Here is a 5,697-nt window from a genome sequence, read left to right as displayed (position 1 = left end):
TTCATGGACCCAACACAGCTGACTCATAATTCCCTAACCCTGGTTTAACTGCTTTTAACAGTTCAGTTAATTCACCAATCCACTCTTTTGTCTCACCCACAAATACTGCTACAGAAATGGCCATACAACGCTGGCCTGCAGCACCAACTGAAGCGCCGACTAAGTTATTCAGCACTTGTAATTTATTTGAGTCAGGCATTATTACTGAATGATTTTTGGCACCCGCAAAACACTGGGCGCGCTTCATATTGTCGGTAGCTGTTTTGTATATATGCTGTCCTACAGGTACTGAACCAACAAAAGATACCGCACGAATATCTGGGTCTTGCAACAACATATTGACCTGATCTTTGCCGCCATGCACCACATTTAGCACACCTTGTGGTGCACCAGCTTGTATAAATAATTCCGCTAATCTCATCGGCGTAAGAGGATCTTGTTCTGATGGTTTAAGAATAAAAGTGTTACCGCAAGCGATGGCCATAGGAAACATCCATAAGGGGATCATCGCAGGAAAATTAAATGGCGTAATGCCTAAACACACACCTAATGGTTGAATAAAACTATACGTGTCTATTCCTCTGGCCACATTTTCTGCGGTTTCGCCCATCATCATTGAGGGAATATTTATAGCTTGTTCTACTACCTCAATACCACGCCAAACATCACCTTTTGCATCGGCAAGTGTTTTACCCGTTTCACTGCTGAGAATGGTAGCAAGTTCGTCGTGATGTTCTTTAAGTAATTGCTGATAACGCATCATCACCCTTGCTCTTTCTGAGGCAGGTACCTCTTTCCAGCTTTGAAATGCTGTTTTTGCGCTCGCCACGGCTAAAGCTAATTCTGCTTCACTAGTGCACGTCAATTCAGCTATCACTTTATTATTAGCGGGATTAGTCACAGGAATGTTTGGTAAAGAAGACGATGTAGTCAATTCGCCATTAATGAGGGACGGAATAAGCGGCATAAATAGTCCTGTATAGTTATAATTTTACGAGGCTAACAAATTTTTACCTTTACGTTAACGTAAAGTAAACATTTTTACTTATCGACCACTGTCCCGTTAGCTATACAACCACAACTAGTATATTTCGTTAAAACACTCAGGATGAACTCAGAAATTGATTATTTTTATCTCTTGTGCCTGTTATGCTGCTTATCAAATAAAGAGAAATAGTTTTTTCAAATGTCACATGCAAAAGTTAGAGTTGCCGTTGTAGAAGACAATGGAATGGCCCGTGCCAATATTCGTAATCATTTGTTGGATATGGGATTTAACAAAATCAACTGCTTCAGTAGTGGTCAAGAACTGAAAACCAATATGAAAGATAAAACATTAGATTTACTGCTAATGGACTTCCATCTTGGACAAAATAAAAATGGCGTAGAAGTACTACAAGATTTACAAGAACAAAAAAAAATCACCTACACTACTTGCGTGATGTTTATTACCTGCGATCGACTCCCGTTCATTATTGGTCAGATTGTTGACGTACATCCAGAAGCATTGGTAATCAAACCTTATACCATACGTAATTTGAGCAGAAGTATTTCAAACTGCCTTAGCCTTCATGAATATTTAATGCCTGTTTTCGAAATGATGGATGAAGATAATTATCCACAGGCATTAGGCCAACTAGACCAACTATTAGAAAAAAATGCCCCACCTAAGAAAAAAAGTGCACTGATTAAGTTACGCGCCAAGCTTTTAACTAAATTGGGACGCTATTCAGAAGCGACAAGTCTTTATCGTAGTATCTTAAAAAAATCTGAAAAAGTCATATGGGCTAAATGGGGGTTAATCCAAAGTCTGTTTTTAGACGAACATGTAGAAGAGAGTGAAACCTTATTGCTCGAGCTTACGCATTCAGAGCTTACTGGTGACAGAGCATATGAGTGGTTGGCTCGTATTAGCGTTAACAACAATCAGTACAACAAAGCCGAAAACTTTATTCATCAGATCCGTGAAGGTGAGTTATCAATCCCTGCTGCGCGCTTGAAAGCTTATATTTATCGAGCACAAGAACGGGGTAATGAGGCCATTACTTTATTAGAAAAAAAACGAGAGTCTAATCGTTCTAACCGAGAACGTTACGATGAGATATCACTTGAACTTGCTCGCTGTTATATAGCTGAAGCAGAACTGAGATCTTTACGGGAACGTTCTTCAGATTTACAAGCAGCAAAATTTTTGATTGGCGCTGCTGGCAGAAAGTTATCCGACCCTAATCTAATCATACAAAAAGACTACATGTATGCCATGATTGCTTCTATGGAAGGCAATCAGCTAAAAGCCAATGAAATTTTATCCCGTACCGGCATGAGTGAACTTCAAAACGCTGAAATATCTACTATCACTGATGCTGCCCAAGCATGGCATAACCTCGGTAATACTGAGAAGGCCAAAGAGTTTTTAAAACTGAGTCAAGAAAAGTTGAAAGATGTTGAGGATAGTAATGAAAAAACTATTTCTGGCATGCTGGTCGCAAAGAGCGAAGACACCATCGGCGAAAGAAGGCCCCAAGCGCTTGAATTTAATAAAATTGGCTTGCAAAAATACACCAACAAAAATTTTGTCGCAGCAGTGGAGGACTTCTATCAAGCTTATTCACTATTCCCAAGAGAGCTGGCTTTCAGCCTCAATTTATTACAATGTTTAGTAGACGGGGAGTTACATTTTTTCAAAGAAGTGAATACTCTTGAGCTTTTAAAAGAATTACAAAACCGTAAATTCAGCGAAGCCAATAGGAAGCGTTTAGAAGAAATTGTCAGTCGTGTTGCCAAGAAAAAAGAGGTGTATCTTATTTCTAATGAAGTACTGGAACTGGAATAGAAAAAAATAGGTGATAAAAAAGAATTGAGCAAAACTGAAATAAATAAAAACAGGATAGAACAGCACTTCACCGAAGATAGTCGTGTATATAGATGCTCCCAATCTATCTAAGACGCCCATAATTTTTAAGTTGAACAACCTTAATGTCAGGTAACATTTTTCAACTAAGTAAGTTTAAGTAGACTGATAAACTTACTTACTTACAAAATATCTAATATGGGTGTTATCGCTTTAAGTTATCGCGCTTATTCACCATGAACAATAACTATGACAAACACAAAATACTTTTACTTTAATATTTTTCTTTATCTTGAAGTTTGCCAATCTTTTGTAAGCAATCTAAACCAAATATTTATAGAGTAGTGTCAAAGTTGTATCACCTTCTGCTCAACGTTATGTAGAACGGTATAAAAGCAATAACTTAATTACTTCAACTGAATTTTCAGGTTCATGATTGAGCATCAATGCTTTAGGTTTAATTTAGGTATCTTGACTTGAGGAGACTTATCACCAAATGTGAAAGAACTTAAATTATGTCTCTCATTTTGCTCCGTGTTGTGGTGATTATATTTAAGTCTACATACTCCTAAAATCCGCGTTAATTTGTGACTGATATTGTTTTAATCTAATCGACTTTTAATAAAACAGCTGATTCTGTCCATGGATAAAGGTTTTTTTAAGATAACAATTTCACCAAAGTCTGTGGCTGTCATTAGTTGAGCGAGTCCATCTAATGCTGATATCATGATAATCTGTGTTTCTGGCAGAAATTTGTGGATTTCGCTAGCAGCTTCTGTACCAGTGCAACCACGTAATAGATAATCCATAATTATAAACTTAGGGCGTTGCTTCCTAGCTAGTTCCAGAGCTAGATCTACTCCGCTGGCAATATAAACTTCCAACCCATTATTTTCTAAAGCATCAGCCATCTCCTCAAGTGCTTCAGTATCGTCATCAACAACTAGAACTGAGTTGTTTAAAACTAGTGTACTAGGTTGCATGCTGTATCCAATGGAGTTAAGTCTGCAATTTGATACAAAGTCTAAATGCAAAATATGTAATGAATATGCGGGGTTTGTGCAATTTTGTGCAAAACTAACAAGTGTTATCTATTCGGGAACTAATCAAGTGACAGACCAAAACATAAATACTTGTCCCATAATTCTTATATTAGAAGACGATAGAGCTACCTTAGAAGAGTTACAAGAAGCCCTGTCAAATGAAGGTTTTGTTATCTTGCTTGCAGAAAACATTCATACATTTGAAAGGTTAAAAATAAATCATGTTATCGATCTTTTTCTTATTGATTTAAGCCTTCCAGATGGAAATGGACTCACGCTTATACGAGAGATCCGAGCAGGATCAGACGTAGGAATTATCATTGTTTCTGGAAAAACTAGTGAAATTGACCGTGTAGTAGGTCTAGAAGTAGGAGCAGATGACTACATCATCAAACCATTTAGTCCTAGGGAATTATTAGCTCGGGTTCAAGCAGTATTTAGACGAACTCACGGTAACAAATATCCAGAGCAAGCAGTGAGCCTAAGTGTGGAAATAGCCGAGTTTCTAGATTGGAAACTGGACCTGAGTTCACGTCGCCTAATTACAAAAGATGATAAGGAGGTAGAGTTAACTACCGCAGAATTCGATTTATTGAGAGCATTTGTCGAAGCTCCTAATCGCGTACTCTCTCGAGACTTTTTACTAAATCAACTTCACAGCCTTGACTGGGTTGGTTATGACAGAGGTGTCGATGGCCTTGTCAGTCGGCTGCGAAGAAAATTAAAACGATCCGTTAACTCAGTGTCATTAATAAAGACAGTGCGCAGCGTAGGATACATATTTACTGCTAGTGTTAAAAAACTCTAATAAAAAAAGAAGTTAATAGCCAACAATATTGCAATCACGACTGCCCCTCAAAGAGCAGACTAAGGAATACGTTACACTTTCTTTTCTTTTTTCGGTATAAATACCTGAATACCACATAAAGCTGCAATCACAATAATACCCACTAACAAACCTAACCAAGGTTCGAAAACGCTAAATGCCATTGCTGTAATAACCATCGCCCCTCGCTCTGTTGCATCATTGACGAGTGACAAGGCTAATGTGGCACAGGCAAATGCAGTCAACACAAGTGTAACGGCCAAAGCCAGAGGTAATAGAGGTTCTAACAAGGTCACGAAAGGCAGCAATATAAACAAGAAAGGCAAACCAAATGCGTAAAAACTGCCTATGCTATCGAAAATTGAATCTAACTTATCTCTTCCTTGAGTCCAACGTTTCAAGAGAACCACTTGTATGCCGGTCCATAACACGCCCTGAGTAGCGAAAAAAGGTGCAATAATACCCATTAAAATATTTCTAATGCCAGTAGCCATGTGAGCTCTACTCGCGTTTAACTCAAGTTTTTCATCTGTGCGAATGGTTTGTGCTTGTTCAATCATTTCATTGCCAGTCACCACATCACCAAAAAACAAAATGTAGGTAATTAGTGCCAATGGGAATGAAGCAAGTAAAGTCCCAACAGGTGGCCATCCGATTGCAAAAGGCGATGCTTTTACCCACAAAGAAGCGGTCGAAGCCCCTACATCAAGTATTTCCCAACGAATATTGTATTGAAACTCACCCGTGAAAAAACCGACAATGCCTGCTATAACAAACCCGGGTAATAAACCAAACCCAAGAATAGTCGCTAGCCATTTTTTATTCATCGCAAGCGCTTGTAGAGGTTTAGAAAAAGCAAAGACTAAACAGACTACCACCCCCAACGTTCCAGCTAAAGGCGCAGATTGAAATACATTAGCCGCATCGCCGTCCTTGGTTACTCGCAAAAAAGCGGCAATTGCCGCACCCAGTATAAT

General features: G+C 38.5%; 4 protein-coding genes and 1 pseudogene. 2 read left to right on the top strand and 3 right to left on the bottom strand.

From position 1 onward, the window contains the following. Positions 1-4 precede the first annotated feature (4 nt). Positions 5-967: pseudogene (gene mmsA / locus QZ562_RS18885) on the bottom strand (CoA-acylating methylmalonate-semialdehyde dehydrogenase); the annotation flags it as partial. A gap of 219 nt (positions 968-1,186) precedes the next feature. Between mmsA and QZ562_RS18880 the strand changes: the two are divergent. Beyond that, complete coding sequence (locus QZ562_RS18880; RefSeq protein ID WP_293763684.1) at positions 1,187-2,833, top strand: response regulator; 1,647 nt, start codon at positions 1,187-1,189, stop codon at positions 2,831-2,833. 620 nt (positions 2,834-3,453) lie between these two features. Here the strand turns inward: QZ562_RS18880 and QZ562_RS18875 are convergent. Beyond that, positions 3,454-3,834 (bottom strand): response regulator, encoded by a 381-nt coding sequence (locus QZ562_RS18875; RefSeq protein WP_293763681.1) that lies wholly within the window; start codon positions 3,832-3,834, stop codon positions 3,454-3,456. Positions 3,835-3,961: 127 nt separating this feature from the next. On the opposite strand from QZ562_RS18875, the gene QZ562_RS18870 reads away from it, so the two are divergent. Further along, complete coding sequence (locus QZ562_RS18870; RefSeq protein WP_293763678.1) at positions 3,962-4,702, top strand: response regulator transcription factor; 741 nt, start codon at positions 3,962-3,964, stop codon at positions 4,700-4,702. A 71-nt stretch (positions 4,703-4,773) separates the two neighbouring features. Here the strand turns inward: QZ562_RS18870 and QZ562_RS18865 are convergent. After that, a partial coding sequence (locus tag QZ562_RS18865; protein WP_293763675.1) for a xanthine permease occupies positions 4,774-5,697 on the bottom strand: 924 nt, incomplete at its 5' end.

It is taken from the genome of uncultured Paraglaciecola sp. (genome assembly GCF_913058035.1).
In the GTDB taxonomy this organism is placed as follows: Bacteria; Pseudomonadota; Gammaproteobacteria; order Enterobacterales; family Alteromonadaceae; genus Paraglaciecola.
This window is presented reverse-complemented; position numbering and strand designations above follow the sequence as displayed.

Coding starts and splice junctions, on each gene's coding strand:
- QZ562_RS18875 (WP_293763681.1), bottom strand. CDS start 3,834: ATGCAACCTAGTACACTAGTTTTAAACAACTCAGTTCTAGTTGTTGAT.
- QZ562_RS18880 (WP_293763684.1), top strand. CDS start 1,187: ATGTCACATGCAAAAGTTAGAGTTGCCGTTGTAGAAGACAATGGAATG.